This is a genomic window from Pseudoalteromonas sp. PSi26 (genome assembly GCF_054960575.1).
In genome coordinates this window covers 89,698-115,998 of record NZ_JBHNYT010000006.1, presented here as the reverse complement: position 1 = coordinate 115,998, position 26,301 = coordinate 89,698, and the positions used below count along the sequence as shown (strand labels likewise).

The following is a 26,301-nucleotide window of genomic DNA, read 5'->3' as shown; positions in this document are numbered from 1 at the left end:
TTATTAACGGTTAATTTAGCTCAGAATCTACCCAAAATTTAGTCCCTTTTAGAACAGCTTGTAGAGCAAGTCCATTTTCGGTTACAGAATATACAGTAACTTGGTCTGCAATGGCTTCGGCGACCAATGCGCCACCTTTATCTTCGTATTTTGCTGCAGCATCTGCGTTTCCGCCAAAAGCCCAACCGTGTTCAATAAATCTATTTACTGCTGCTTGGGTATGAAAAACCATGACTACATTAAAATCTTTAACGCCTAAACCTAACCCTAAACCAGCTTCACCCATGTTCATGTAAGTAGATTTACCTGTTAGGTTATTTTTTACTACGCCATAACCACCACCAAAACTAGCAAGAATAACGTTAACATTTGCGTTATCAAAAACAGCATAACCAGCAGAATTTGCTATTTGCGTTTTAACATCTGGCTTTTTAGTATAAAGTTTACTAAGTGTGTTACTTTTCATACTTTGTACTAAAGAACGTTTTTCACTAGGAGATGCACTACCGGTAGTCGCACAACCTGTGAGTATTAACGAGAGTGTAAGTAAAAATAATATACTAACTTGTTTCATAATTTTTCCTTAATAAGGTTTGGCATGGCCATTTAAGCATAGTCTAAAATAAACAGTTGTTTACTATGTCCAATACTAGACAGTATCGGACTTTAAGGTTATTCTGCAACTAACTTATTTAATTGAATATTTATATACTATGCTTGTTGCGTTGGTCGATACGTTAAAACAATTAAGATATCAAATTGCTCATCTTGATGACGGTACTCTTAATTCAGAATACCCAGAACTTGCAACCTTTATACAGCAAGTTGCCTTGACTGTAACTGAATCAGAATCGGATCTTAAATTTTTATATCAATTTTTATATGTCTATGGTCGAAAATCAGAAGCAACATACAGTCGATTTAGAAACGAACTTGAACGGTTTTATTTATGGTCGTGGTTAATTGCCGAAAAGTCAGTATTCGAATTAAAACGTGAAGATATTGAAGCCTATGTTGATTTTATGGTTGAACCCGATAAAAAATGGGCATCGACTTCTGTTCAGTGGCGTTATAAAGATGAGCAAGGCATTCGCCGATTAAATAAAAACTGGCGCCCTTTTATGCTTAAAGAATCTACGGCTAGCCAACAAACATTGTCGGCTATGTTCACAGCGCTTAATGTATTTTATAAATTTTCATTACTTGAAGAAAAAACCTTTGCCAACTTTGTACCAGTAGTGAAAAAAAATAGTCCGTATTTAGTTGTGCAATCTCAAATTCAGATCCCAGACACATTAAGCGATATACAATGGGAGTATGTGTTTGGAGTAACTCGCGATTTATGTGAACAAAACCCAGATTTAGAACGAAACTTATTTACCCTAGCGTGTTTAAAGGGATTATATTTAAGAATTTCTGAATTATCTGAGCGACCTCAGTGGTCACCGGTTATGTCGCATTTTTGGCAAGACAATGACGGCTTTTGGTTTTTACGAATAATGGGTAAAGGTAACAAGCTACGAGATGTTACGTTAAGTGATGATTTTGTTGAATATTTAAAACGTTATAGATTATACCGAGGGTTGCCCGCCCTTCCCCGCGTTGATGAAGCCGAGCCACTGGTTCATAAAATTAGAGGCCAAGGTGGTATGACTGTGAGGCAAATTAGGCGATTAGTTCAACAAAGTTTTGATTTGGCTCAACAATCATTGTTGGATGATGGTTTTAAAGATGATGCTGAACAACTAGGTGCAGCAACTGCCCATTGGCTGCGCCATACGGGAGCAACACACGACGCGCAAACGCGACCACTTAAGCATTTATCTGAAGATTTAGGCCACGCAAAAATTGCGACGACAGATCAAATTTATATTCAAACTAATATTAAAGAGCGAGCAAAGTCTGGCGTTAAAAGGAAAATTTAATGACTTATTTAATTATCGCCTTTATAGGTGCATTATTTTTAATTTATTCATTAACATTTAGACAGTTAGAAAAAGCAGAAGTGACCGGCCCAATGTTTTTTGTAATGGGCGGCATTGTTTTAGCTAACGTATTGCCTAACAACGGTGGTGAATTAAAAGCCGGTGTAGATTTATTACTTCCGTTTATAGAGTTAACCTTAAGTATATTTTTATTTTCGGATGCGGCAAAATCTAAATTGAGCGTACTAAGGCATAGTTTTCAATATCCAGGCTTATTGTTATTTATTGCCCTTCCCTTAACATTATTGTTGGGGATAGGTGTTAGCTTGTTTATATTTTCCGAACTTTCATTAATTCAATCTGCATTAATCGCAATTATATTAACACCAACCGATGCGGCATTAAGCAAAGGATTATTAGCAAGCACACAGGTTCCTGAAAGAATTCGCGAGGGTATTAATACCGAAAGTGGATTAAATGATGGATTATGTGTTCCAGTATTTTTAATATTTATTTTATTAGCTAAAAACCCTGAGTCAGCTATTACCGCTTCTGATGTTATAAGTGTATTTTCTCGAGAACTTGGATTAGCACTGTTTGTTGCTGCAGTTAGTATTAGTATTTTTATTCCAGCTTTAAATTTTGCAATGAAACGCCATTACTTTGCACAAAATACAAGCCCATTTTTATTGTTAGGTTTTGCAATGGCTGTATTTTCTATTACACAGTATTTTCATGGTAGTGGATTTATAGCTGTGTTTGTTGCGGGTTTATTGTTTGATAAGTTTTCAACTAAAGCTGTTAGTTCTGAGTTAATTGAGGATTCAGAACATATTGCTGATTTTACGTCGCTGATGATTTGGTGTTTATTTGGGTATGCATGTGCTTATCTAGTTTTTCCAAAAATGAATTTTGAAATTGTAGTTTATGCGTTGCTAAGTACTACGCTGATCAGAATTATTCCGGTTATGTTATCGCTGAAATTTACATCTTTAAATCTAAAAGAACGATTTACCTTTGCATGGTTTGGACCAAGAGGATTGGCCTCAATTGTATTTACGCTTATGGTGATTGATACGCAAATAGAAAATAAATTTCAAATTGCGAGTATTGCTATGAGCACAATATTATTTAGTGTGTTTATTCACGGTATTAGTACAAAACCAATCGCGCAGAGTTTTAAAAAGACATCAAAATAAACGTATAAAAAATTTAAATAAAAAGGCAGCGATAAATTTATTGCTGCCTTTTTATTTGATTAAATTATTTGAGCACGTGTGCTAGTAATTCAATTGGGTGTTTAGGTTTAAATTTTTCATAGCGTTTTACTTGGCTACGACACGAAAACCCAGTTGACAAAAGTTGCTTTGATTTAGTTTTTTCAACTATGGGTTTCCAACTCATTTCGTAAAGTGCGCGTGAGTTATCTTGATTTTGTGCTTCATGTCCGTAAGTACCCGCCATACCACAGCAACCGGTATTAGTTGTATTTAAATTTAGTCCGATATCGGTAAATATAGTTTTCCAAACATTAGCTGCTTTTGGCAAAGATGTAGTTTCTGTGCAGTGACTTAATAATGTAAATTCAGTTTCATTATTATTATTTGCAGTTAGCCCTTTAAAAGATTGCGTTTCTAACCATTCGTGAGCAAGTTGTACGTTAAAATCGCCGCGGTTATTTTCTAAAATTGTGTTGTATTCATCGCGATAACACATAACCAAAGACGCGTCTAATCCCACTAGTGGCGCATTAATATCGTTTAACTGATTTAAAAATTCTGCGGCATTTTTGGCAGTTACTTTAAATTCGTGCAAAAAACCTTTTACATGTTGCGGTTTACCATTGGGTTTAAAGGGTAACAACATTGGTTTTTTACCAAGTTGAGCAATTAAGGTTATAAAACTTTCAACTAGTTCGGCTTCATAAAAGCTGGTGAACGGGTCTTGAACTATTAAAACGTATTCACTTTGTTGTTCGGCGGTTAAATTAGTCAAAAATTCAAAATTAAATTGCTGTGCTTTGTTTATCCGATTTGCTAATGACGGAATACTAAGTTGTGGTGTATCAACATAACCCACCGTGTTTTTAATTATGCTGCTAACAAATTTTGTTTTAACAATTGGATTTATTATTTTACCGAATTTAGCCATAAGTGGCGCGCTACTTTCAATGTTACCCACTAAGTAATCTTTTAGTGGACGCGCATAATAACTGTGATAATAATTTAAAAAGCGGGCACGAAAAGTAGGTACATCAACTTTAATAGGGCAAGCAGTTGTACATGCTTTACAGGCTAAACATTCATCCATAGATGCTTTTACTTCGTGTGAAAAATCGTAAATGCCTTTCTTTTTTTCGCGGCTATGTACAAACCTTTCCCACCAGGTAATTACTTCACCTTTATTTAATTCTTTTTCTACACCAAGCAGATCTATGTTTTTAGATTCTTGAAGGCGTAGCCATTCACGCATTAAACTGGCTCGCCCTTTTGGTGAGTTACGGCGATCGCCGGTTACTTTATACGACGGACACATTGGCGAGTTTTCATCATAATTAAAACAAATACCATTTCCATTACAGGTCATGGCGTTGTTAAAACTCGTTTTAACGTCGATTGAAATTTGTTTGTCGAACCACGATCTTTTTTGCCCATCAACACTAACTAGTGAGTCTTCACTATCGATAGGTGTGCATATTTTCCCTGGGTTTATTCGGTTATATGGGTCGAACGCTGTTTTAATTATGCGCAGTTGGGTAAATAAATGTTCACCAAAAAACTCAGGTCCATATTCACTGCGGTAGCCTTTTCCATGTTCGCCCCACATTAAACCGCCGTATTTAGCAGTGAGTTTAACTACTTCGTCTGAAATTGTACGTAGTAGTTTTTCTTGTTCTGGATCGCACATATCGAGTGCTGGCCTAACGTGTAAAACACCGGCATCAACATGGCCAAACATACCGTACTGTAAATTATGACTGTCGAGTAAAGCTCTGAACTCAACAATATAATCGGCTAAATTTTCAGGCGGTACTGCAGTATCTTCTGCAAAGGCCAATGGCTTTTGGTTGCCTTTTACGTTTCCAAGTAAACCAACTGACTTTTTACGCATTGCGTAAATTTTTAAAATGTCACTTTTATCGTTTGTTAGCTGGTAGCCTATTACACCATTGGTTTGATTGGCTACACATTCATCTAACAATGTACAAAGTGTGTTTACTTTGTCTTTTATATCGTCGGGTGATACTGCATTAAACTCAACCATGTTGAGCCCTTGCATATTTTTATTTGGTACATCGGTTATTAAGTCCGATACTGAATGCCAAATGATATCTTCGCGAGCAAGGTTTAATACTTTACTATCGACAGTTTCAACTGAAGTTGCACGGGCATCAACTAAAAATGGAGAGTGTCGAAGTGCTGAATCAAAGCTATCGTACTTAATATTTATAAGTGTTTTAAATTCGGCAATCGGTGTAAGGTTTAATTTTGCCTCAGTGACAATACCTAGTGAACCTTCTGAACCAGTTATTAAACGGCTCATATCAAAAGTAAGTAAGTCATCACTTAGAACGTGTTCTAAGTCATAGCCGGTTAAAAAACGATTTAACCGAGGAAACTTATTTAAAATAGCATCACGTTCATCAATGGCTATATTAAGTACAGTTTTATATATTGTGCCAACTAACGTGTCTTGCTCTGCAATTATTTTTGCTTTTTCGACGTTTATTGGAGCGGTACTCATTGGTGTACCGTCTACTAAATAGGTTGTAAGGCCTAAAACATGATCACTTGTTTTACCGTAAACAAGTGAACCTTGCCCTGAAGCATCGGTACTGATCATACCGCCTATAGTTGCACGATTACTGGTAGATAAGTCAGGAGAAAAGAAAAATCCATAAGGTCTTAGAAAGTCATTTAGCTGATCTTTTATTACGCCAGTTTGAACCCGAACCCACCCTTCTTCGACATTAATTTCGAGAATTTCACGCATGTAGCGGGATAAATCAACAACAATACCTGGTGTTAAAGACTGACCATTAGTGCCAGTTCCACCACCGCGTGGTCCAAATGTTAATGATAAAAAAGGGTCTCGTGATGCAGTTTGCAAAGCAAGTTGAATATCTTTTTCGTTTTTGGGAAAAATGACACCTTGAGGCAATTGCTGGTAAATACTGTTATCGGTTGAAGCGGTAATACGTGTTGCATAACTTGCATCGGTATCACCGGTAAAGCCTTGCTTTTGTAATGTATTTAGGTAATTTGCGACAAGGTCTGACGCGGCATCTTGCTGAGTAATTGTTGCGATCATAACGGCATACTTTTAGACATTTGGTTAATTATATCATGCTGATTGCTAATAGAAATTGAAGAATTTACAGTTTGTAACACTCTTTTAGTCGATTTAAGCGCTGCTGTAATTATAATCAAGTTAACTACATGAGAGGTCATTTATATGAAAAAAATTGCATTACAGATCATGGGTGCGTTATTTATTTTATTAGGATTAATATTTGCGGTTGTACCGGGTCCATCACTTATATTTTTTATGGCTGGTTTATTGTGTTATTCGTTTTATTACCCAAAAGCGCGTTATTATTTGACCCTTTGCCAAAAAGCACTGACTAAATCTTGTCAGTATTTAGATAAAAAATTAGCACGCAGTTAAAATAAATTGACCAACAAAAAAGCCAGCAATATATGCTGGCTTTTACATAGCTATAACAGGTTACTAAGCTAATTTTTTAGCTAAGTATAACCAAGTTTCGATTACTGTATCTGGGTTTAATGATACAGAGTCTATACCTTGGTCAACTAACCATGCAGCAAAGTCTTCGTGATCTGAAGGACCTTGTCCACAAATACCTACATACTTTCCTTTTGCTTTGGCTGTTTGAATTGCCATAGAAAGAAGCTTTTTAATTGCTGGGTCACGCTCGTCAAACAAATGAGCAATTAAACCAGAATCTCGGTCTAAACCTAGTGTTAACTGTGTTAAATCGTTAGATCCAATTGAAAAACCGTCAAAGTGCTCTAAAAACTCTTCGGCAAGCAATGCATTTGACGGCAGCTCACACATCATAATTACTTTAAGACCTTTTTCGCCACGTTTTAGGCCATGCTCTTCTAGTAATTCAATAACGCGTTTACCTTCTTCAAGTGTACGTACGAATGGAATCATGATCTCAATGTTGGTCATGTCCATAGTATTGCGTACACGCTTGATAGCTTCACACTCTAGTGCAAAACAGTCGCGGAAGTCTTCAGATATATAACGCGCTGCACCACGAAAACCAATCATTGGGTTTTCTTCTTCAGGTTCGTATTGTTGACCGCCCACTAAGTTAGCGTATTCGTTCGATTTAAAATCAGACATGCGAACAATTACACGCTCGGGAGCAAACGCACAACCTAACGTAGAAATGCCTTCAACAAGTTTTGAAATATAAAACTCTACTGGTGAATCGTAACCAGCAATCATGTCGGTTATTTCTTCTTTAAGGGCATCTGTTTGTGCGTCGAAATTTAATAATGCTTTTGGATGCACGCCAATCATACGGTTTATGATGAATTCAACACGAGCAAGGCCAACGCCTGAGTGCGGCAAACGTGCAAAGTCGAATGCGCGGTCTGGGTTACCCACGTTCATCATTACTTTCATTGGTAGGTTTGGCATTTCGTCAACACGTGAAGTAAGCACTTCAAAGTCTAAAATACCTTCGTAGATGAAACCAGTATCGCCTTCGGCACATGATACAGTGACTTCCTGACCAGCTTTGATTAAGTCGGTTGCATTGCCACATCCTACAACTGCAGGGATGCCCAGTTCACGAGCAATGATTGCTGCGTGACATGTGCGGCCACCACGATTTGTAACAATTGCTGCTGCACGCTTCATGATAGGTTCCCAGTCTGGATCGGTCATGTCGGTTACTAAAATGTCACCAACTTGCACTTGATCCATTTCATCAATCGAGTCAAGAACACGTACAACACCGCTACCAATTTTATGACCAATTGCACGACCTTCTACAACAACGTTACTTGAACCGTTTAACTGAAAACGCTCCATTACATTTGTATCTTCGTTTGAACGTACAGTTTCTGGACGAGCTTGTACTATATATAGTTTGCCGTCGTTTCCGTCTTTTGCCCATTCGATGTCCATAGGACGACCGTAATGCTTTTCAATGATTACAGCTTGCTTGGCAAGGTCTTGCACTTCTTCATCTGTAATTGAAAATTTGTTAGAAAGTTCAGGGTTTACGTCAACTATTTCTACTTGCTTACCATGTGCTTTGTCGTTTGAATAAATCATTTGAATGGCTTTAGAGCCAATATTACGACGCACTACAGATGGCTTACCTTTTAGTAATGTTGGTTTATGTACATAAAATTCGTCAGGGTTAACAGCACCCTGTACAACCATTTCACCTAAACCGTAGCTTGAGGTTACAAATACAACATCTTCAAAGCCAGATTCGGTATCGATACTGAACATAACGCCAGATGCTGATTTATCAGAGCGTACCATACGCTGTATACCGGCTGATAATGCAACACCACGATGATCGTAACCTTGGTGAACACGATAAGAAATTGCGCGGTCATTAAACAAAGATGCAAATACATGCTTTATAGCAACCATAACCGAATCGATACCAACAACATTTAAAAATGTTTCTTGTTGGCCTGCAAAAGATGCGTCTGGCATATCCTCAGCGGTTGCTGATGAACGTACAGCAAATGACACATCAGCTGATGTATCGCCATGAAGTTGGCTGTATGCATCGCGAATGGCTTGGTCTAAATTTGGTTGGAATGGTGTATCGATTATCCATTGGCGGATATCGGCACCTACTTTGGCGAGTGTATTTACATCATCAACATCGAGTGTATCTAAGATGTCATGAATTTTGGCATTGAGTCCTGATTGGTCTAAAAACTCATTAAAAGCATCGGCGGTTGTTGCGAAACCACCCGGTACTTGTACACCAGCGTTAGCTAGGTTAGAGATCATTTCACCAAGAGAGGCGTTCTTGCCGCCAACTCGAGGAACATCTTGCATACCAAGCTCTTGATACCAGAGAACGTATTCTTGCACGGGTCTTTCTCCAAAAAACAAATTGTAGTTGAAACTGTGAGAGTTAAGAAAGAAAACCTTTTATAAAGGCCACCTTCATTCTACACTGGCAACAGTCCTCGCGTAAACCGTGAGTAACCCATTTTAGGGATTAAAAGTAACAAAAAGGTTAATTATGAGAACTGCATTTTATATATCTGATGGAACAGCAATTACATCAGAAGTGTTTGGGCATGCAACGTTATCTTTGTTTCCAATCGATTTTAATCATAAAACTATTCCTTTCGTAGAAACAGAAGAAAAAGCACACGAAATTAAAGCGTTAATAAATGCAACAGCTGCAAAAACGGGTGAAAAGCCCTTTGTGTTTTTTACATTTGTTAATCACAGTTTAAGCGAAATCATTAAGTCAGCGGATGCTATCCCGTATGATTTTTTGACCACGTATAGCGAAAAAATTGAAAAAGAATTACAGGTGGCGCCTGTACCAAAAATGCACCGTACACACTCTATACACGAAAAAAGTTATGACTTTAGAATAGACGCGGTGAATTATGCTTTAATGAATGACGACGGCGGCAATATCAAAAACTTTTCCGAGGCTGATATTATTTTAATAGGTGTGAGCCGAAGTGGTAAAACCCCAACGAGCTTATATTTAGCGTTGCAATATGGCATTAAAGCAGCAAACTACCCTATTACGGAAGAGGATTTAGAGAGCGAAGGCTTGCCTAAATGTTTAGTACCATATAAACATAAATTGTTTGGTTTAACTATTGACCCGGAGAGACTTGCTGCTATTAGGCATCGACGAATGGCCAACTCTAAATATGCATCTATAAGGCAGTGTCGTATTGAAGTACGTGAGGTTGAAATGCTTTACAAGCGTCATAAAATTGCTTACTTCAATTCAACCCATCATTCTGTTGAAGAAATTTCTGCAAAAATATTGATGGATACGGATTTAGAGCGTCGTAAGTACTAACTTAGGTAATATTTATGCCACAAAAAGCCGCAGTTAAGCGGCTTTTTTTACATGTGCGAAACTTTATTTACGTGCGTCTTTTAATAAATCAGCTACTAAAAAACCTAGCTCTAATACTTGGTCTGCATTAAGACGTGGGTCACACTGTGTTTTGTAGCGTTGTGCTAAATCGTCGTCTGATAGACCATATGCTCCGCCGGTACACTCTGTAACATGCTGACCTGTCATTTCTAGGTGAACACCACCTGCATATGAACCTTCTGCTTTGTGAACAGAGAAAAACTGGCTGATTTCGCGCATTATATTGTCGAAATTACGCGTTTTGTAACCAGAGGTCGCTTTTTCAGTATTGCCATGCATAGGATCTGAACTCCAAATTACCTTACGCCCTTCTTGTTGTACTTTACGTACAAGTGCTGGTAATTTCTCTGGGAGTATATCTGCCCCCATGCGTGTAATTAAGGTTAATCGTCCTGGAATATTGTCAGGATTTAATGCATCAATTAGGCGGATTAATTCATCGGGGTCCATACCAGGACCTACTTTTACACCAATTGGGTTTTTAATTCCTTTAAAAAACTCAATGTGTGCATGGTCTAATTGACGTGTGCGCTCACCGATCCAAACAAAGTGCGCTGAACAGTCATACCAATCGCCTGATAAGTGATCGCGTCGTGTTAATGCTTCTTCATAGCCCAGTAACAATGCTTCGTGAGATGTGTAGAGGTCTGTCTCTTTAAGGCTTGGTGCTATAGTAGAGTTAATACCACACACTTCCATAAACTCTAATGCATCTTGAATTTTATCAGCAAGTTGTTGGTATTTTTGCTTTTGAGGATTAGCGGCTACAAACCCCATGTTCCAGCGATTGACCTGGTGTAAATCTGCAAGGCCACCTTGTGCAAATGCGCGCAGTAAGTTTAATGTAGCAGCACTATGGTGGTACGCCGTCATTAAACGTTGCGGATCGGGTATGCGAGCTTCAGCTGTGAAGTCAATATTGTTGATGATGTCGCCACGGTATGATGGTAGTGAAACACCATTAATAGTTTCTAAATCTGCAGAACGTGGTTTTGCATATTGTCCAGCCATACGCGCTATTTTAACTACTGGGCATTTTCCGCCATAAGTTAAAACCACTGCCATTTGTAAAATTGTTTTAAATGTGTCGCGAATGTTTGCTGCATTAAAATCACTAAACGACTCTGCGCAGTCTCCACCTTGAAGTAAAAATGCACGGCCTTCACATACATCTTCAAGCTGCTTAAATAAACTACGAGTTTCTTCTGCAAAAACTAATGGGGGTGCAGTTTTTAATTGGCTTTCAACAGATTTTAATATTTCTTGATCTGGGTACTGTGGCTGCTGCAGTATTGGCAGTTCTCTCCAGCTATTTGGGTTCCACGATTGCATATTCTTTCCTCATTCCTACTTTACCTGATGTACTGAAATTAACGTATGCACGTACCTCTGTTCAAGTACTAAATTCACTATTTACTAATTATTTTGTTATGGGCTAGTTATAAACACCAATTAACAACTTTCCATATGTGTATATTTCATAAATTAGCTTAATCAAACTATTATTAAAACCATTTATTATCAGTTAATTACACCTATAAATGTTAATTTCATAGAGTTCGAGAACACTAAGCTTAATACCAGATATTATATACAGAATAAGAAGGAACACATCATACTTAAATTATATCGATTGTATCCTAAACTTTACAGTTAGATTTTAAAAATTATAATCATGAGGATTGTATTTATATTTATATATGCTAGCGGAGCACAACCTAGTTTAAGCGGCCGACCTCTAACATTAATAATATCTAATATAAATAATAGCTTATAAGTTAAATTATAAAGAACACATCATACTATATTTATAACAAGAGTTAATCTAAGCAGCAGAGAATTTATTAAAGACTAGCTAACAGAGTAAAAGGTTAGTATCATTTCTGATTAAAGTAAGATGTGTTCTTGGTGTGTGATGGTCTCTAAAATAAAAATAAGAAGTCAGTTTGATTTAATGAGTGAGCTTACCTCATTGTTAATTGATGAACTCAAACAATGTGAATACTCAAAAGCTGAATACTATAAATTGCCTGAGGTTCTTACTAGTGAAGAAAATAATGTCCCGCAAAGTATACCCGTTTCAAAACTAGCGGGAGATGATGCCCAACGAGCTATTCTTAATTCATTTACTGATATGTATACAAAGTCGGGGTTAAGTAGCCGAGTACTTAAAAGGCACCCTGGTTTGTTAGTTATTAAAAACGCTAATAAACAGGAGCTCAATGATAGGATTAATCAGGTAAATCAAGCTAAAGCAGCATTTAAAGAATGTATACTAGGCATTGATAATAACGACGCTCGTTTTGAAGCTGTTCATAATGCAGTACCAAATTTAATTACTCTAGCTGCATACAGAAAAATACACAGTGAAAGTGAATCTCCTTTTTCTGTTAGATTTACATGGATGCACAAACATGCGACTAAAACCCTCACTAAAAAAATGGCTCTTGAAATGTTGAGTAAATCTGCAGGTTATACAAATCCAAGAATGATCGATCAGCAAAAGTGGCAATCCTTGGTTGCTCAAGAACAAATGAGGATTGCTAGCTTAGGTGAAAGAGATAAACTAAGAATAAGACGCCCTACTCGAGTTAGCCCACAAGTAAATATTAGATACACAGCACAAAATCGTTACCACGTTAGTGCTGCATTACCATTTATATTAATAAACCCAGAGCCCGATGTTAAAATAGGAACTTTGCCAGATTACGAAAAGCCAGATAGTCATCCTCGAAAACGAGATTATGATTTCTTGGTTGATAGGCTTTACCTTGAACAAGTAACAAATTAATTATGTTAAAAAGGCCACATTAAGTGGCCTTTTAGTATTTGTAATAGCAAAGATAAATAATAAACTATTTTTCGACTATTTCTTCTATTTTATCTTCATCAATTAAAACGGCATTTTCAACTATGCGTTTTCCGCCTTGAATTTCAATACGTTTGTTATGCTTATTTAATGTAAGTATTTCATCACAAAACTGATCTGACGGATGCATTTCATAGGTGTAATCTATAATATTACCTGTTTTATCGTCTTTAACATTGGTGATGCTGTATTCTGAAATGGCACCCTTTTCTATAAGGTCTTTCATGGTAGTTGTCATATCACGACGTAATGCTTTTAATTTGTTTTCTGTTATGTTGTCGGTTGAGTATATCGAACCATATTTTTCCATAATAGATAGTAATCTAAAATGATATGTTTTACCTGGTGCCGCGTAGCGCCATAAGTGATATAAGCGCAGCATCATCCAACGCGATAAACCACGCTTTAGTTCTTGGGCACTGTTAAAATAATAACCTTTATATTCTAAGTTATCGATCATGTTATGAACGAAAGCATTTAAACAGGCAACACATTTAACATTACCGCCCTGACCTTTTTTCCCACTAAAATGCAAAGACGATAAAAAATTCATATTTGACTCGTAGAATGAATCATCAATATCTGAATTTTTAGTATCTGTTGCAGAGTATTTAAATGAAAGTTTTGACCCTTGAAGTGCTTCAAGTGATTCTTTAATTGCAGGATATGGCATGGACTGACCAACGGCTTTAAGTTCTTGTGCTAATTCGTTCATCGAAAAAACAACGGCATATTGAATACCGGACTTAAAATTTATTTTTACTATTTTACCTTTAGAGGCTAACCGGATCAGAGCTCGTTCTACTTTTTCTTCTCTATCCGATGGCCATACTAGGTATTCAATATCTTCACCGTCTTTACGAGTACTAACAACGGCGGGTGTTATTTTTATTTCGCCATCGTATAAAATACCATCTACTTTTTCTGATATCTTACGCGTAATAATTGTTTTTTTAGGCGCTTCTTCTAATGGAAGTTTTTTATGACCCGATCGAACAAAACGTCCCCATAAATCGTAATGATTAAATGTATTTGAATAGGCACGTAAACCATGAGCTGCATTCTCAATAGAAATGCGAACATCTTTATTATCTGTAAATAGTGCTAAACTTTCATTATCAATTGCACTTTCCACCCCGTGAATTTGGCCTCTTAGTGTATCAGGCAAGTTATCTACCGAGATGTTGACCTTTCGGCTCATTGTTCTTATTTCCATTTATTATTGCGACAGCTAATAACAACACATAAAACAAAAAAAGTTAAATGTTTAAGTTAGTATAAAAGCGATCTGGCTCTAATTAATCTTCTCAGATCAGTTTTATACTAAGTACTAGCATTTTTCTTTAATTTAAGATCATTATTATACTAAGTACGTGTATTTCAAATCTCATTTTTACTAACTCGGTTATAAATTTGTCCACTGCTATGCTAAATTTAGACTGCAAAGCACGACAAATTTGCTCTTTTTCATACTAGCCTGTGGATAAGGACTTAGTTAGTTAGCATAGATCTGATCTGTACTTACTACAGATCAGATCTATACCAATTGATTACTGCTTTTTCTACATTGAACGGTGCATAACATTCTAATTTACTTAGTAAAAGCATGATCTTAATCGACCTATTTGTTTATAACCTTAAGGGTAAGCTGTGTATAACTATAAAATTTATTTAGCAGTTAATAAAATGCTGATCTGTTAGTTATTAAAGATCTGATCTTAACCACGTATAATGCTGATCTAACTTTTTATAGTTTATTTATATTTATCATATAGTTAAACTACACTTTTAACCTCTTAACCTTTATTACCTTATATATTTAACCACCTTTAAACTTCTTTATTTATACTAAGCAATATTAAAGGTGTAAATTTATATTATGATGTCTTCTTTTTAAAATACATGTCGTCATAAATAGTTGTTTACAGGTATTTGAATGGACATTATACTAATTGCTTAACTTTGAGGAAGGAAAGTATGTCAATTAACAATAATGCGCTTGATACCTATCGACTTTTAAAAGCAACTGCCGAAGTTGCTGAAAAGTCATTAGAAGGACGTATTCAACATTATCGCGCTCATCTTAAATCAGAAGAAAAAGAATTAAGAACATACACCCAAAAAGCAGCCGCTGATTTATTAGGATGTAACAATCGTACACTAAAACGTCGTCATGATAATGGCGACTTTGACGATTTGAATATCAAACGGGGCGCTAACGGCCATTATGCTTACACATTGGTTAATATATTTGCAATGGCAGATATTATGGACATAAAGCCAGATCACCGTTCTGATAGTGATAAACTACAAGTTATTGTTATTAATTCACTCAAAGGGGGCTGTGGCAAAACAACCAGTATGGTTAATATTGCAGCGGCACTTGCCACCACTAATATTAAGCGATACCGGATTGGGATTATAGATTTAGACCCTCAAGGTTCTTCATCGAGTTTTTTCCCATCAAGTGAACACGATCCCATTACTGTCGGAGATCTAATGCGCGATTGTATCGACTTAGACGACGGTGAAACCTGGCCAGAATTTGTTTCAAGTTCATTTCTACCAACACATATTCCTAATATTCGTGTTTTACCTTCCGGTATGGATGATTTTTACTTTGAGCACGAAACCGCTACTTTACTTAAAGACACCTCAAATTATGAAGAAACACGTCATTACCACAAATTACTCGAAAAGGTAATTGATCCGGTAAAAGACGAGTTCGACATATTACTAATCGACACTGCCCCTACCCTCAACTTTATGTTTTATAATGCATTAATGGCATCTACAGCTATGTTAATACCTGTTCATCCAGAAGCTGTTGACTTTGATGCTAATAATAAATACTTAAAACGTTTAGGTGAGATTTATCATACTGTTGCAGCACTTGGCCACGAAGGTTGGGACTTTATGCAGTTTTTAGTTACTAATTATGTAAAAGGTAACCATTCACAACGTGACATTGTTAAAGATGTACGTAGTGCTTTTGGTCGCCAAGTAATGAGTTACCCAATTAACCACAGCTCAGCCATCACGGCGAGCTCATCATCGTTTAATACGATTTTTGATCAAAAAGCATCAGACAGTTTAGCAAGTCGCGAGTCTCTTATGCGTGCACAAGAAAATATTAAAGATGTTGTTGACGAACTTGAAATGCTGATCAGATCCAATTGGCAGTCAACTCAATCAAAATTAAATACACCTAAGTAAGGATGTTAAATAATAATGGCTAAAAAACGTAAAAATGACACCCGCTTAGACCCATTTGCAACAGCTGTAGGAAATAGCAGCCTTGATGCTCTTTTAGAACAAGCTAATGCTGGCGATGTAATTAAAATGCCAGCTCCGAGTGATTCTTCGCGACAAATTACCCTTGTTTGTAAAGTAATCTCACATGCTGATATTGAAAAAACGACTCATGTTTATGGCAAAAACCGTCGTGTTCAGTCGCTTTTAAATGAAAAATCGGTGTCGGATATTCTTCCTGCTATTCGTGAAGACGGACGAAATCAGCATCCTGCTCTGCTTTGGGAGCAAGGAGATACAAGTTTAGTACTCGCTGGTTCTCGCCGCAGAATGGCGTGTATTTTAGGTAATGCAGATTATCTTGTTTTAAGTTCAAGCGACTTCACAGAGCAAGATGCTAAAATTTTAGCTGTTTCGTCTGACCAATATATAGCCCCTAGCTTATGGGAATTAGGTCAAGCTTATCAACAAACCAAAAACGAACTTCTTGAACAAGGTAAAAAAGGATCGTATCGCGAAATTGCAGCCATTGAAGGTGTATCCCACACAGCAATTGCAGATGCAATAAAAGCGTATGAGCAAATACCGTCTTCTGTTATTGCTTTGTATCCAACAGCAAATCACGTTGGTAGAGAAGTCGCTAAAAAGCTTGTTATTGCCAAGGAGCGCGATGCTGAGAGCTTTAGCCAGTTAGTAGCTGATGTTGCTAGTAACACTGAGGTAAACGCAATCACAAGTGACGACAAGCGTGCTATGGCTATCACTAAGTTATTGACTGCAGAACCTCAAGCCCCTTCAAAGAAAGAAGCTGTTTTGGAAAACGAGTATGTAATGTTGCAACGAAACTTAAAAAGTGGCGATGTGTCGATTAAAATTAATAATAAAGTGATGACCGACAAACGTTTAGAGCAGTTGACTAAGTTATTAAGTGCATTTAATTAGTTAGTAAAATAACGATCTGCTTGGTCCTATAAGTTAGTTAAACTATGATCTACTAGTCTGTCTAGTTAGTAAAAATTTGATCTATATTCGTGTTGTCATAGCGATTTCACTCAAGTCGCCTTAATGAGATCATCTTTTTACTAACTACTACCCACTTTCTAGTCTTTTTTCTGTCATTAGCTTATCTCTTAGTAAAATTATGATCTGTAAAGCCCCTACATTGTGCATATGGTGTTTATAGTTTGTTTGTTATTTGTGGGTTACTTTTTTTTAAATCACGCTGCTGTTTAACATCATAAACCGAATTTTTACTAACCTATCAACTCCAACCAGTTTACATTACAGTGAATAGTGCTTTAGCTCAGCGCTTATAAGGCATATACTGGGAAAATTATTTTAAAAAATTAATCCTTTGAGTGACATGTCTGCTAACTTATCAAAAAATGATTTACTGGCTATTTTTGAAGAAATTAAAAATGAGCAGGCTACCCAGTTTCCTCTATCTGAGCGTTTTATAAATAAACTGTTTAAGCCAAATGTGTTGGCAAAGGGTAAAGCGTATTATAAAAGTGGTAAAATCGCCTGGTTAGAACATAACAGTGACTTTTCGGTGATAGACTCAACCGTTCAAAGTGATACCGGCGCCTCTTATAATCAGCGAATCGAGATCAGTAAATTACCAACAGGTTATTCTGTTGATACCCACTGTACCTGTAATATCAAATCTAAATGCCTACACCTAGCAGCCATTTTGTTAAAGCTCAAAATTGAGCACTCCGGTGAGTATGGCGAAGACTATTTTATAAATGATTGGTTCAGCGAATTAAGTACACTTAAAAGTACCGAATCAACAACACCGTCTCAAGTACTACTTTTTGTATTAAGTGTTGAAAATAAAAAAGTATTTATATCTCCTAAAATTGCTAATTACAATAAAGACCAAAATTATACCTTAGGGCGCAATCTAACCGACCAGCAATTAAATAGCTTTATAACGCCAAATGATTTACTTGAAAGCGACTTTAGACTTTATAGTTGGATCCGTTCACAAAATGCAGTTGGTAGTCTTGAGTTAAAAGGTCAATGGGGGTTTAGCGCGTTACAGCAGTTGATTGCAACCGAGCGCTTATTTTTGCATCGTTCTCGAACTGCAATAAAGCCTCAAAGTGGCCAGGCGCTTAGTTTTAATTGGCAACAAGAAAAAGAGCTTACAAAATTAGTCGTTAATTTAGAACAAAGTAAAAATTGGGCGGTACTCAAAACTACACCTCCTACATACCTTGACCTTGACCACTTAAAAGTTGGCCGTATACGCACACCGTTAAGTGGCGATGAAATAGCCCACTTACAAACCATGCCTGCAATACACAGCCCTAATTTCGACCGTATTTATAAACAGCTTGCAGATAACTTTGGTGCGGGTGTTATTCCCCATCCTACCAATACGCAATCTGTTTTACCGCATACAGCGAGTAATGCAGTAATTAAAGTGACTATGGAAGAGGCTGGTTTAAGGCTGTCTTTATCATTTAAGTATAAAAATAAACATTACCCCGCAGGTACAGCGCCAAATAATTTAATTAACAGCGCGTTTGAAAACACAGTAACCAATGAGCTAATTAATTTAGGTTTTGAGTTTTGTAAAGGGGGTTTACAAAGTGAGTTTACTTTTAATAAGCAATCAGCAATTCATTTGCACTGGTTAACTTACGAAGTATTTCCGAGCTTTAAAGAACATGGTTGGAAAGTAACTATTGGTAATATGGATATCGCCAATCCACAAAGTGAAGTTACACTGATTGCTAATAGAGCTGCAGGGCATCAAATGCACTGTAAAGTGCTTATTAACAGCAGCAAGCTTTCACAACTTTTTAGCAACGAAGATTCACTTTATCAATCGTTAAATCGACAAAGCGAGTTATTTCATTACTACCCTGTTGGCCGCCAATTTGGTGTTATTAATAGGTCAGCCATGAACGTTTTGTCTGATTTTAAGCAACGTTTTGAGTTTGTAAAAACACGTGACGAATTTAATATACCGCTTTCGTACTTGCCAGAACTTGTAAAACACACTGCAATTAATGTTGAGCTGCACGACGATTCACTAGAGCTCTATCTTGAGGAGCTTAACAATACACATAAAACAATGCCTAGTGTATCTCTGCATGGTTTAAATGAGTCTGTCGAACTTAGAGAGTATCAACAGCAAGGTGTTGATTGGTTGAGTTTTTTAAAACGCCACAAACTTGGAGGCATTTTAGCCGACGATATGGGGTTGGGTAAAACACTGCAGGTTATTGCGTTTTTAACTAGTACGTACAATCGTCCGCAGGCAGGTCCTACACTAATCGTGTGTCCAACCAGTTTAGTCAGTAACTGGCAAAACGAAATACTTAAATTTACCAAAGGATTAAAGGTAACCACCATATTTGGGTCTAACCGTAACGAGCCACTGCAACACCTAGCGCAAGCGCAATGCATACTGACTACTTATCCTTTGTTAAAACGTGATATAGCTTATTATTCACCGCTTTTTTTTGAAAATATAGTGCTAGACGAAGCGCAATATATTAAAAATGACACGGCGCAAGTATCCCGATTGGTAAAACGACTCAATGCTGATTTTAAATTGTGCTTAAGCGGTACCCCAATCGAAAACAACTTGCTTGAACTCAAGTCTTTACTCGACTTTGCTATGCCCTCTCTTTTAGGCTCTCAGGCTCATTTTAAACAACATTTTCAAACGCCTATTGAGCGTGAGGCCGACATGCAGCGTGCAGAGCAATTAAAAGCACTCATAATGCCGTTTATACTGCGCCGAACAAAAGCACAAGTGGCGCAAGAACTGCCGCAAAAAACAGAAATAACTAAAGAGTTTGAGTTTGAACCCAAACAAAAAGAAATGTATCAAGGGATAACACGTGCCCTTGAAGAAAAGCTCTTAGATCTATTTGCTGAGCAAGGCGTTCAAAAAAGTAAACTTGCCTTTTTAGAGGCTTTACTGAAGCTAAGACAAATTTGTTGTCATCCGAAGCTCATTGAACCCAATACACAAGCCGGGTCTGCCAAATTAGAATGGTTATCTACTCACCTTCCTTTAATGCTAAGTTTGGGGCGTAAAGTAATTATATTTAGTCAATTTACATCAGCGTTAGATTTAATTGCTAAGCAATTAAGTGAGTTGGATATTAACTTTAGTTTATTAACAGGCCAAACTCGCCATCGCGATAGAGTTATTGATGAGTTTACCAGTGGCAAAACGTCTGTTTTTTTAATTAGCTTAAAAGCAGGCGGCACTGGGCTTAATTTAACGCAAGCCGATACGGTTATCCATTTCGATCCATGGTGGAACCCCGCAGTAGAAAAACAAGCAACCGATCGTGCCTATCGTATTGGGCAAACAAACCCAGTTTTTGTTTATAAGTTGATTATGAGTCATTCAATTGAACAAAAAGTATTTAAAATGCAAGAAGATAAACAAGCACTTGTTGATGCATTATTTACCGAAAAATCAATGAGTTTTACACAGTTCGATGAGCAACAAATGCTGTCACTTATAAAAAATTAATTTATTTTAAAATTAGTGCGATCTTTTTTGAACTTATTCGAATGCAGGGCGTCTACTATTATGCTTGTTGATTAATTGCAGTTAACACAAGTTTTCATGTTGATTCCCTATTTAGTTACTAATTTTTAGTAATGATTAAGCCAGTTCATCTTGAACTGGCTTTTTTTATGCCTGTTTTTAGTGTTTAGTTGCTTATTAATCGTGGCTGAAGTTATTTAAATTAATTTGATCTTTTTTGAACTTATTCGAATGCAGGGCGTCTACCATTATGCTTGTTGATTAATTGCAGTTAATACAAGTTTTCATGTTGATTTCCCCCATTTAGTTACTTATTTAGTAATGATCAAGCCAGCTCACTTTGAACTGGCTTTTTTTATGTTTAATTTTTAGCGTTTAATGCTTTATTTGCCAAAGATCAGTTTTTTAAAATAATTTGATCTTTTAATGAACTTAATTCAAAACAGGGTGTCTACTATTGTGCTTGTTGATTAATTGCAGTTAATTCAAGTTTTCATGTTGATTCCCCTGTTGTGTTACTTATTTAGTAATGGTTGAGCCAGTTCATTTGAACTGGCTTTTTTTATGGCTGTTATTTGTTACCCCCTACTTCTGTTCAAACTTATTCGTTATGATGGCATGTCCATAAATTTTATAAGTTTATTTTATGATTACTCAAATACTCACCCAAATTGATTGGGTAAGCACAGCTGTAGGGGTTACGGCAGGTGTTGTGCTTTATAGTCTTATTGGCGTTTTGCCTCGCAGAAAATTAAAAAAAACAATTAACGAGCAACAACAGCAACTCTCTTTATTACAAAGCCAGTTCGATAACAAAACAGAGCAACTTAGCGCCTTACAAGATGAGCATGAGTTGCTTGAGCATAGCCACCAAGAACAGCGCGATGAAGCGCAGCATTTTAAAACGCGTTCCAGTGAACAAGAAAAACAAAGCATGCAATACAATCAGTTTTGGCAAAAAGCCGAAACTGAATTAACACAGTTGCGTGCACAATATAATCAACGCGATGTCGAGCTTAACTCCATGCGAACTATGCTTGAACAAAAGCAGCAAAGCTTTACTGAGCAGTTAGCCCAAATAGAAGAAAGTAAAAACGTACTTAAAAAAGAGTTTGAAAATTTAGCCAATAAAATCCTCGATGAAAAAACCCAAAGCTTTAAAGTGACTAACCAAGAAAGTATTGAACAACTGCTTAAACCCGTTCAAGGTGAGTTAAAAGGCTTTAGAGATAAAATGGAGTCGATTCATGTTGAAGATTTAAAACAACGAGCTCAGTTAAAAACAGAGCTTTTACACTTACAAGCCAAAAGCCAATCTATCACTGAGCAAGCTGATAAACTAAGCAATGCGCTGCAAGGGCAAAAGAAAACCCAAGGTAACTGGGGAGAGCTAATGCTTGAAAACGTACTCGATAGCGCAGGCCTTCGCGCCGGTACTGATTACAAGCGTGAAGTGTCGTTTAATACCGAAGACGGCCGCTTACGTCCCGATGTTGTAGTGTATTTACCACAAGAGCGTCATTTAGTTATAGATGCAAAAACATCCCTTAATGCCTACACCCGTTATGTAAATGCTGAAAATGAACTTGATGCTAATCAAGCTATTAAAGAGCATGTAAATGCAGTTACGGCTCGAATAAACGAACTAGCCAGTAAATCATATGACCGCCTCCCGGGGTTAAATTCACCAGAGGTTGTCATTATGTTCGTACCTATAGAGTCAGCCTTTGTAGAGGCGCTTAAATACCAAAGTGATATTTATCAACAAGCGATAGAAAAAAACATTCTGGTCGCTACTCCCACTACGCTGTTAACCAGTTTAAATATTGTTAAACAGCTTTGGCGTTTTGAAGAGCAAACTAAATATTCAAAGGAACTGGCAAATCGTGCAGAGCGCTTCTACAACAAATTAAATGGCTTTTTACTCAGTATGGAAGGTGTTGGTAAACAATTAGACCGAGCAAAAGAAAGTTACGACAAGGCCTTTTCTCAGCTTTACCGAGGTAAGGGAAACTTAATTAAACAAGCCGCCGAATTTAAAGAGCTTGGTGTATCTGTTCAAAAAGAGTTACCCAACGAGAGCGTAGAGCGAGCACAGTTAGAGTTAGATTAGTCCTTTTAGCTTTATAAAAGCGCTTATAAATTGTAAGCGCTATTTCTCTCACTTTTTTCAGGTCAATACACCTAATTATTTGCTTGAACACACATACAAAAATCAATAAAAGGAACAACGCGAATGAACGCTAAATTTATTATTTTTGCCTTAAGCCTATTAAGCTTTTTTGCCCAAGCTTCAAATGAAAAAGCGTATCAGCCAACAGAAGCTGATTATAGTGAAGGGGAAAAGTGGGTATGGAAATATAAAGGGGTAACACCTAGCAATGAAATACGTGCACAAGGCACCGATACTAAACAAATAGTCAGCGAAAATGGCGCACTTAGTATGTTAACGGCTAAGGGATCTACGTTACTAAAGGTATTAACAAAACCAAATAACAACAAAACCTCGCGTTATTATTGGCCGTTATATGTAGGCAAAACATGGGTGTTTGAAGAGCACTGGGAAAGCGAAGATGGCACCAAAGGCTCAACAATTCAAAACGCTAAAGTTGTCTCTTTTAAAGATGAAAAAGTAGAGGCGGGCACATATAAAGCCTACACCATTGAGTACACGGGTAAAATTACTAATTCGAGAGGCTATTCAGCCGACACACAAGACATACACTTGTATGCACCAACACTAAAAACATTCATTAAGTTAACTCAGCGTCAAAAAGGGTATTTATACGTTGAAGAGCTAATTGAATATACCAATTAATAATTCATTTTTTCCAATAGCTGCAGTATCTAAAAATAAATAAGTGAAATTAAAATGATCACTCAACTAAAAAATGATGTTCCTTCTGTTGCCGAGCAAATTTATAACGTTTTTCAATGTGCCTATAAAATAGAGGCCCTTTTAATAAAGATTGAACATTTTCCTCCTCTTAGTAGAACGCAGCATGCCATTGTGCGCAGCAACGCGCTATTTTATGGTTTTTATTGTGAGAGTACGCTTGCGGGGGTCATAGAAATTACAGTAAAAAATAAGTGCTTAAGTATCGAAAGCTTAACAGTGCACCCGCGCTACTTTAAAAAAGGAATCGCAGGTAAGCTAATTGCTCATGCGCTTACTTTGCATACGTATAATAAAGCTATAGTAGAAACGGCTGTAGCAAATACGCCAGCAATAAATTTATATAAAAAACATGGCTTTTCTGAATATAAACAATGGTTGCCCGCACATGGTATTTTAAAAACAGCAATGCAGCTTGAAGTTCACTAACAAAATATGTGATTAAGTTTTCCGCTTTAATTAATAAGCCTGATAGGAAGAAAAAACATGACAAAAAATAAACTAATTAAATTTGGTTTTATTATGGCTGCGGCCATGAATATAGGTGGTGTTTTACTGTTCTCGAGGTTTTTTTCAAATTCCATGATAAACGAACTAGACCCTGTTGTTATGTCTAATTTTGCTTGTTAATGATTGTTATATGGGGCTTAGCATATTTGGCTAGTGCTTTTATTACCTCAAATATAAAGTGGTTAGCTGGCGCTTTTGTAATTGAAAAACTGGTTTATGTTGTTGCTTGGTCATTATGGTTAGCAAACAATAACCTTGATGACGTTTACGATAAAGATTTATTCGCGGGGATTTTTTACAGTATTTACGGTATCAACGATTTTGTGTTTATGATGTTTTTTGCTTGGGTATTCTTAACACACATCAAAGTACCTAACCGTTAAAACTGAACCTCATCCAATAAATCACTCATTTGTTGTTGTGTTAAACATTGTCCATTTGACCAGCTTGCATTTAATTGCGTGACTAAATCACCGATACGCTGCGACTTTTTTTGCAGCTGAGCAATCAGCGCATTCGCTTCGTTTTGCTTTTGCTGCAAACGCTCAATAATAACAGTGTGATCCAGATCATTTTCTGGCGTTTTTAATGTGGGTATCTCCTCTAACGAAAACCCTAAACTTTGTGCAAACTTAATCATTTTTATTTGCTCAATGCTTGAATGGTCGTATTGCCTATATCCATTACTGTTGCGGCTGCCTTTTGGTAATAAACCTTTGCCTTCGTAATAACGAATTGTACTGGGGGCAACGCCAACAAGTTTTGCAAGCTCACTTATTTTCATAGTGGTCCTAAATTAGTTATAAATACTACCTTGACCTTAAAGCTGACTTTAAAGTTATAGTGGCGTTAATGTCAATTTAATTGGTTCCTAACATGCCAAAAAATCAACAACAGAGTGTATTTACATCGGTTACTTTACCTAGCGGTTTAGTATTAAAAAATAGGCTAGTAAAAGCGGCCATGGAAGAAAATCTAGCTCAAGCCGATCTCACACCATCTCAAGTACTTAAAAATTGTTACAACGCATGGGCTGAGGGTGGGGTTGGTTTAATTATTACCGGTAATGTAATGGTTGATCATTTAGCTATGACTGGCCCCGGTGGCCTTGCGCTTGAGCATAATACCGATATAACGCATTTTGCGGAGCTTGCGCGTTTAGGGCAGCAAAACGACAGTAAAATTGTGATGCAAATTAATCACCCAGGTCGCCAAGTATTTAAAAAAATGGGTGGAAAAGTGCTGTCAGCCTCTAACGTGCCACTAAGCATGGGTAAACACTCTCATTTATTTGACCAACCAAAAGCAATGACACACAACGAAATTAATGATGTGATTGAGCGATTTACAAATACGGCGTTGCAAGCACAAAAAGCAGGGTTCGATGGTGTACAAATACATGCGGCTCATGGGTACTTATTAGCCCAGTTTTTATCGCCTTTAACCAATAAGCGTGATGACAAATACGGCGGCAGTCTTGAAAATCGTGCGCGTTTATTAACCGAAATAACGCAAAAGATTAAGGCTAGTTGCGCAAGTAACTTTTCTGTATCGGTTAAACTAAACTCAGCTGACTTTCAACGCGGTGGATTTGAACCTAGCGACGCCCAAGCAGTAATTACCCTATTAAGTGACCTAAATATAGATTTTGTTGAGCTTTCGGGTGGTAGTTACGAAGCACCTGCTATGCAAGGTAAAACGGCCGATGAGCGTACACTCGCTCGTGAAGCGTACTTTTTAGAATTTGCCAAAACAATTAGTGAACAATCAAGTATTCCTATTATGACCACGGGTGGTATAAGCCGCTTAGGTGTAGCAAACACGGTTGTTAGCTCAGGTGTGGGGCTTGTTGGGATGGCAACTGCGTTTGCATATTACCCTTCTCTGGCCAAAATTTGGCAAACAAAGCCTAATTTTATTGCATCACTACCTGTCGTTACTCTAAAAGATAAAACCCTAGCAGGCCTTGCCACCATGGCATTAGTAAAAAGGCAAATTCGCCGAATGGGCCAAGGCAAGCCTGCAAAAATAAATGCATCAGCGGTATTTACTTTAATTGGCGACCAAATTAGAGCCATAAAATTAACAAAGCGCTATAAAAAACGTTTTATTGAATAGTCTGACACTTAGTTGATTAGAAATAGTCCCCATAGCCGCCGTTGTAGTCTCTAT

At 37.0% G+C, this 26,301-nt stretch carries 19 protein-coding genes; 13 read left to right on the top strand and 6 right to left on the bottom strand.

From position 1 onward, the window contains the following. Positions 1 to 10: 10 nt before the first annotated feature. Positions 11 to 574, bottom strand: a complete 564-nt coding sequence (locus ACFI34_RS08280; protein ID WP_006794784.1) for a lipid-binding SYLF domain-containing protein — start codon at positions 572 to 574, stop codon at positions 11 to 13. A gap of 139 nt (positions 575 to 713) precedes the next feature. On the opposite strand from ACFI34_RS08280, the gene ACFI34_RS08275 reads away from it, so the two are divergent. Both ACFI34_RS08275 and ACFI34_RS08270 read left to right on the top strand, forming a co-directional pair. Beyond that, positions 714 to 1,925, top strand: coding sequence for a tyrosine-type recombinase/integrase (locus ACFI34_RS08275; protein ID WP_462673137.1), 1,212 nt, complete (start codon positions 714 to 716; stop codon positions 1,923 to 1,925). Continuing rightward, positions 1,925 to 3,124 (top strand): cation:proton antiporter, encoded by a 1,200-nt coding sequence (locus tag ACFI34_RS08270; RefSeq protein ID WP_462673136.1) that lies wholly within the window; start codon positions 1,925 to 1,927, stop codon positions 3,122 to 3,124. Before ACFI34_RS08275 ends, ACFI34_RS08270 begins: the two co-directional genes overlap by 1 nt. A gap of 64 nt (positions 3,125 to 3,188) precedes the next feature. Here ACFI34_RS08270 and ydiJ read toward each other — a convergent pair whose 3' ends face one another. Then, complete coding sequence (gene ydiJ / locus ACFI34_RS08265) at positions 3,189 to 6,236, bottom strand: D-2-hydroxyglutarate dehydrogenase YdiJ (RefSeq protein ID WP_462673135.1); 3,048 nt, start codon at positions 6,234 to 6,236, stop codon at positions 3,189 to 3,191. 144 nt (positions 6,237 to 6,380) lie between these two features. On the opposite strand from ydiJ, the gene ACFI34_RS08260 reads away from it, so the two are divergent. Beyond that, positions 6,381 to 6,593: a PGPGW domain-containing protein gene (locus ACFI34_RS08260; protein WP_462673134.1), complete on the top strand. Its 213-nt coding sequence runs from the start codon at positions 6,381 to 6,383 to the stop codon at positions 6,591 to 6,593. Positions 6,594 to 6,656: 63 nt separating this feature from the next. Here the strand turns inward: ACFI34_RS08260 and ppsA are convergent, their stop codons facing one another. After that, on the bottom strand, positions 6,657 to 9,029 hold the full coding sequence (gene ppsA, locus ACFI34_RS08255) for a phosphoenolpyruvate synthase (RefSeq protein WP_462673133.1): 2,373 nt from the start codon (positions 9,027 to 9,029) through the stop codon (positions 6,657 to 6,659). Positions 9,030 to 9,183: 154 nt separating this feature from the next. Between ppsA and ppsR the strand changes: the two genes are divergently transcribed. Then, positions 9,184 to 9,993, top strand: a complete 810-nt coding sequence (gene ppsR / locus ACFI34_RS08250) for a posphoenolpyruvate synthetase regulatory kinase/phosphorylase PpsR (RefSeq protein WP_006793240.1) — start codon at positions 9,184 to 9,186, stop codon at positions 9,991 to 9,993. Positions 9,994 to 10,056: 63 nt separating this feature from the next. On the opposite strand, the gene ACFI34_RS08245 is transcribed toward ppsR, so the two are convergent. Further along, positions 10,057 to 11,406, bottom strand: a complete 1,350-nt coding sequence (locus ACFI34_RS08245) for a class II 3-deoxy-7-phosphoheptulonate synthase (RefSeq protein WP_462673132.1) — start codon at positions 11,404 to 11,406, stop codon at positions 10,057 to 10,059. A gap of 583 nt (positions 11,407 to 11,989) precedes the next feature. On the opposite strand from ACFI34_RS08245, the gene ACFI34_RS08240 reads away from it, so the two are divergent. Then, positions 11,990 to 12,865 carry a DNA replication terminus site-binding protein gene (locus ACFI34_RS08240; RefSeq protein ID WP_462673131.1) on the top strand — a complete coding sequence of 292 codons (876 nt, stop codon included), beginning with the start codon at positions 11,990 to 11,992 and terminating at the stop codon, positions 12,863 to 12,865. Positions 12,866 to 12,929: 64 nt separating this feature from the next. Here the strand turns inward: ACFI34_RS08240 and ACFI34_RS08235 are convergent, their stop codons facing one another. Beyond that, entirely contained in the window at positions 12,930 to 14,144 is a 1,215-nt protein-coding gene (locus tag ACFI34_RS08235; protein WP_006793243.1) for a hypothetical protein, read from the bottom strand. Positions 14,145 to 14,920: 776 nt separating this feature from the next. Between ACFI34_RS08235 and ACFI34_RS08230 the strand changes: the two genes are divergently transcribed. From ACFI34_RS08230 to ACFI34_RS08200, 7 genes are all read left to right on the top strand, one after another. Continuing rightward, positions 14,921 to 16,159: an AAA family ATPase gene (locus tag ACFI34_RS08230; protein ID WP_006793244.1), complete on the top strand. Its 1,239-nt coding sequence runs from the start codon at positions 14,921 to 14,923 to the stop codon at positions 16,157 to 16,159. 15 nt (positions 16,160 to 16,174) lie between these two features. Continuing rightward, positions 16,175 to 17,137, top strand: coding sequence for a transcriptional regulator (locus ACFI34_RS08225; protein WP_462673130.1), 963 nt, complete (start codon positions 16,175 to 16,177; stop codon positions 17,135 to 17,137). Positions 17,138 to 17,558: 421 nt separating this feature from the next. Beyond that, a complete protein-coding gene (locus ACFI34_RS08220; protein ID WP_462673129.1) occupies positions 17,559 to 20,705 on the top strand; it encodes a DEAD/DEAH box helicase in 3,147 nt (1,048 codons plus the stop codon). 664 nt (positions 20,706 to 21,369) lie between these two features. Further along, positions 21,370 to 22,836, top strand: a complete 1,467-nt coding sequence (locus ACFI34_RS08215) for a DNA recombination protein RmuC (RefSeq protein WP_462673128.1) — start codon at positions 21,370 to 21,372, stop codon at positions 22,834 to 22,836. A gap of 123 nt (positions 22,837 to 22,959) precedes the next feature. Further along, positions 22,960 to 23,541, top strand: a complete 582-nt coding sequence (locus ACFI34_RS08210) for a hypothetical protein (protein ID WP_462673127.1) — start codon at positions 22,960 to 22,962, stop codon at positions 23,539 to 23,541. Positions 23,542 to 23,595: 54 nt separating this feature from the next. Beyond that, positions 23,596 to 24,048 (top strand): GNAT family N-acetyltransferase, encoded by a 453-nt coding sequence (locus tag ACFI34_RS08205; RefSeq protein ID WP_462673126.1) that lies wholly within the window; start codon positions 23,596 to 23,598, stop codon positions 24,046 to 24,048. Positions 24,049 to 24,248: 200 nt separating this feature from the next. Further along, complete coding sequence (locus ACFI34_RS08200; RefSeq protein WP_462673125.1) at positions 24,249 to 24,512, top strand: hypothetical protein; 264 nt, start codon at positions 24,249 to 24,251, stop codon at positions 24,510 to 24,512. Here ACFI34_RS08200 and ACFI34_RS08195 read toward each other — a convergent pair. Beyond that, positions 24,509 to 24,913, bottom strand: a complete 405-nt coding sequence (locus tag ACFI34_RS08195) for a MerR family transcriptional regulator (RefSeq protein ID WP_008130578.1) — start codon at positions 24,911 to 24,913, stop codon at positions 24,509 to 24,511. The genes ACFI34_RS08200 and ACFI34_RS08195 overlap by 4 nt on opposite strands. 92 nt (positions 24,914 to 25,005) lie before the next feature. Here ACFI34_RS08195 and ACFI34_RS08190 point away from each other — a divergent pair, with 92 nt between their 5' ends. Next, positions 25,006 to 26,247, top strand: a complete 1,242-nt coding sequence (locus tag ACFI34_RS08190) for an NADH:flavin oxidoreductase/NADH oxidase family protein (protein WP_462673124.1) — start codon at positions 25,006 to 25,008, stop codon at positions 26,245 to 26,247. The last annotated feature ends 54 nt before the right edge of the window (positions 26,248 to 26,301 follow it).

Excerpts from the sequence above, each read along its gene's own strand:
- ACFI34_RS08280 (WP_006794784.1), bottom strand. The coding sequence starts at position 574 with ATGAAACAAGTTAGTATATTATTTTTACTTACACTCTCGTTAATACTC.
- ACFI34_RS08275 (WP_462673137.1), top strand. The coding sequence starts at position 714 with ATGCTTGTTGCGTTGGTCGATACGTTAAAACAATTAAGATATCAAATT.
- ACFI34_RS08270 (WP_462673136.1), top strand. The coding sequence starts at position 1,925 with ATGACTTATTTAATTATCGCCTTTATAGGTGCATTATTTTTAATTTAT.
- ydiJ (WP_462673135.1), bottom strand. The coding sequence starts at position 6,236 with ATGATCGCAACAATTACTCAGCAAGATGCCGCGTCAGACCTTGTCGCA.
- ACFI34_RS08260 (WP_462673134.1), top strand. The coding sequence starts at position 6,381 with ATGAAAAAAATTGCATTACAGATCATGGGTGCGTTATTTATTTTATTA.
- ppsR (WP_006793240.1), top strand. The coding sequence starts at position 9,184 with ATGAGAACTGCATTTTATATATCTGATGGAACAGCAATTACATCAGAA.
- ACFI34_RS08245 (WP_462673132.1), bottom strand. The coding sequence starts at position 11,406 with ATGCAATCGTGGAACCCAAATAGCTGGAGAGAACTGCCAATACTGCAG.
- ACFI34_RS08240 (WP_462673131.1), top strand. The coding sequence starts at position 11,990 with ATGGTCTCTAAAATAAAAATAAGAAGTCAGTTTGATTTAATGAGTGAG.
- ACFI34_RS08235 (WP_006793243.1), bottom strand. The coding sequence starts at position 14,144 with ATGAGCCGAAAGGTCAACATCTCGGTAGATAACTTGCCTGATACACTA.
- ACFI34_RS08230 (WP_006793244.1), top strand. The coding sequence starts at position 14,921 with ATGTCAATTAACAATAATGCGCTTGATACCTATCGACTTTTAAAAGCA.
- ACFI34_RS08225 (WP_462673130.1), top strand. The coding sequence starts at position 16,175 with ATGGCTAAAAAACGTAAAAATGACACCCGCTTAGACCCATTTGCAACA.
- ACFI34_RS08220 (WP_462673129.1), top strand. The coding sequence starts at position 17,559 with ATGTCTGCTAACTTATCAAAAAATGATTTACTGGCTATTTTTGAAGAA.
- ACFI34_RS08215 (WP_462673128.1), top strand. The coding sequence starts at position 21,370 with ATGATTACTCAAATACTCACCCAAATTGATTGGGTAAGCACAGCTGTA.
- ACFI34_RS08210 (WP_462673127.1), top strand. The coding sequence starts at position 22,960 with ATGAACGCTAAATTTATTATTTTTGCCTTAAGCCTATTAAGCTTTTTT.
- ACFI34_RS08205 (WP_462673126.1), top strand. The coding sequence starts at position 23,596 with ATGATCACTCAACTAAAAAATGATGTTCCTTCTGTTGCCGAGCAAATT.
- ACFI34_RS08200 (WP_462673125.1), top strand. The coding sequence starts at position 24,249 with ATGATTGTTATATGGGGCTTAGCATATTTGGCTAGTGCTTTTATTACC.
- ACFI34_RS08195 (WP_008130578.1), bottom strand. The coding sequence starts at position 24,913 with ATGAAAATAAGTGAGCTTGCAAAACTTGTTGGCGTTGCCCCCAGTACA.
- ACFI34_RS08190 (WP_462673124.1), top strand. The coding sequence starts at position 25,006 with ATGCCAAAAAATCAACAACAGAGTGTATTTACATCGGTTACTTTACCT.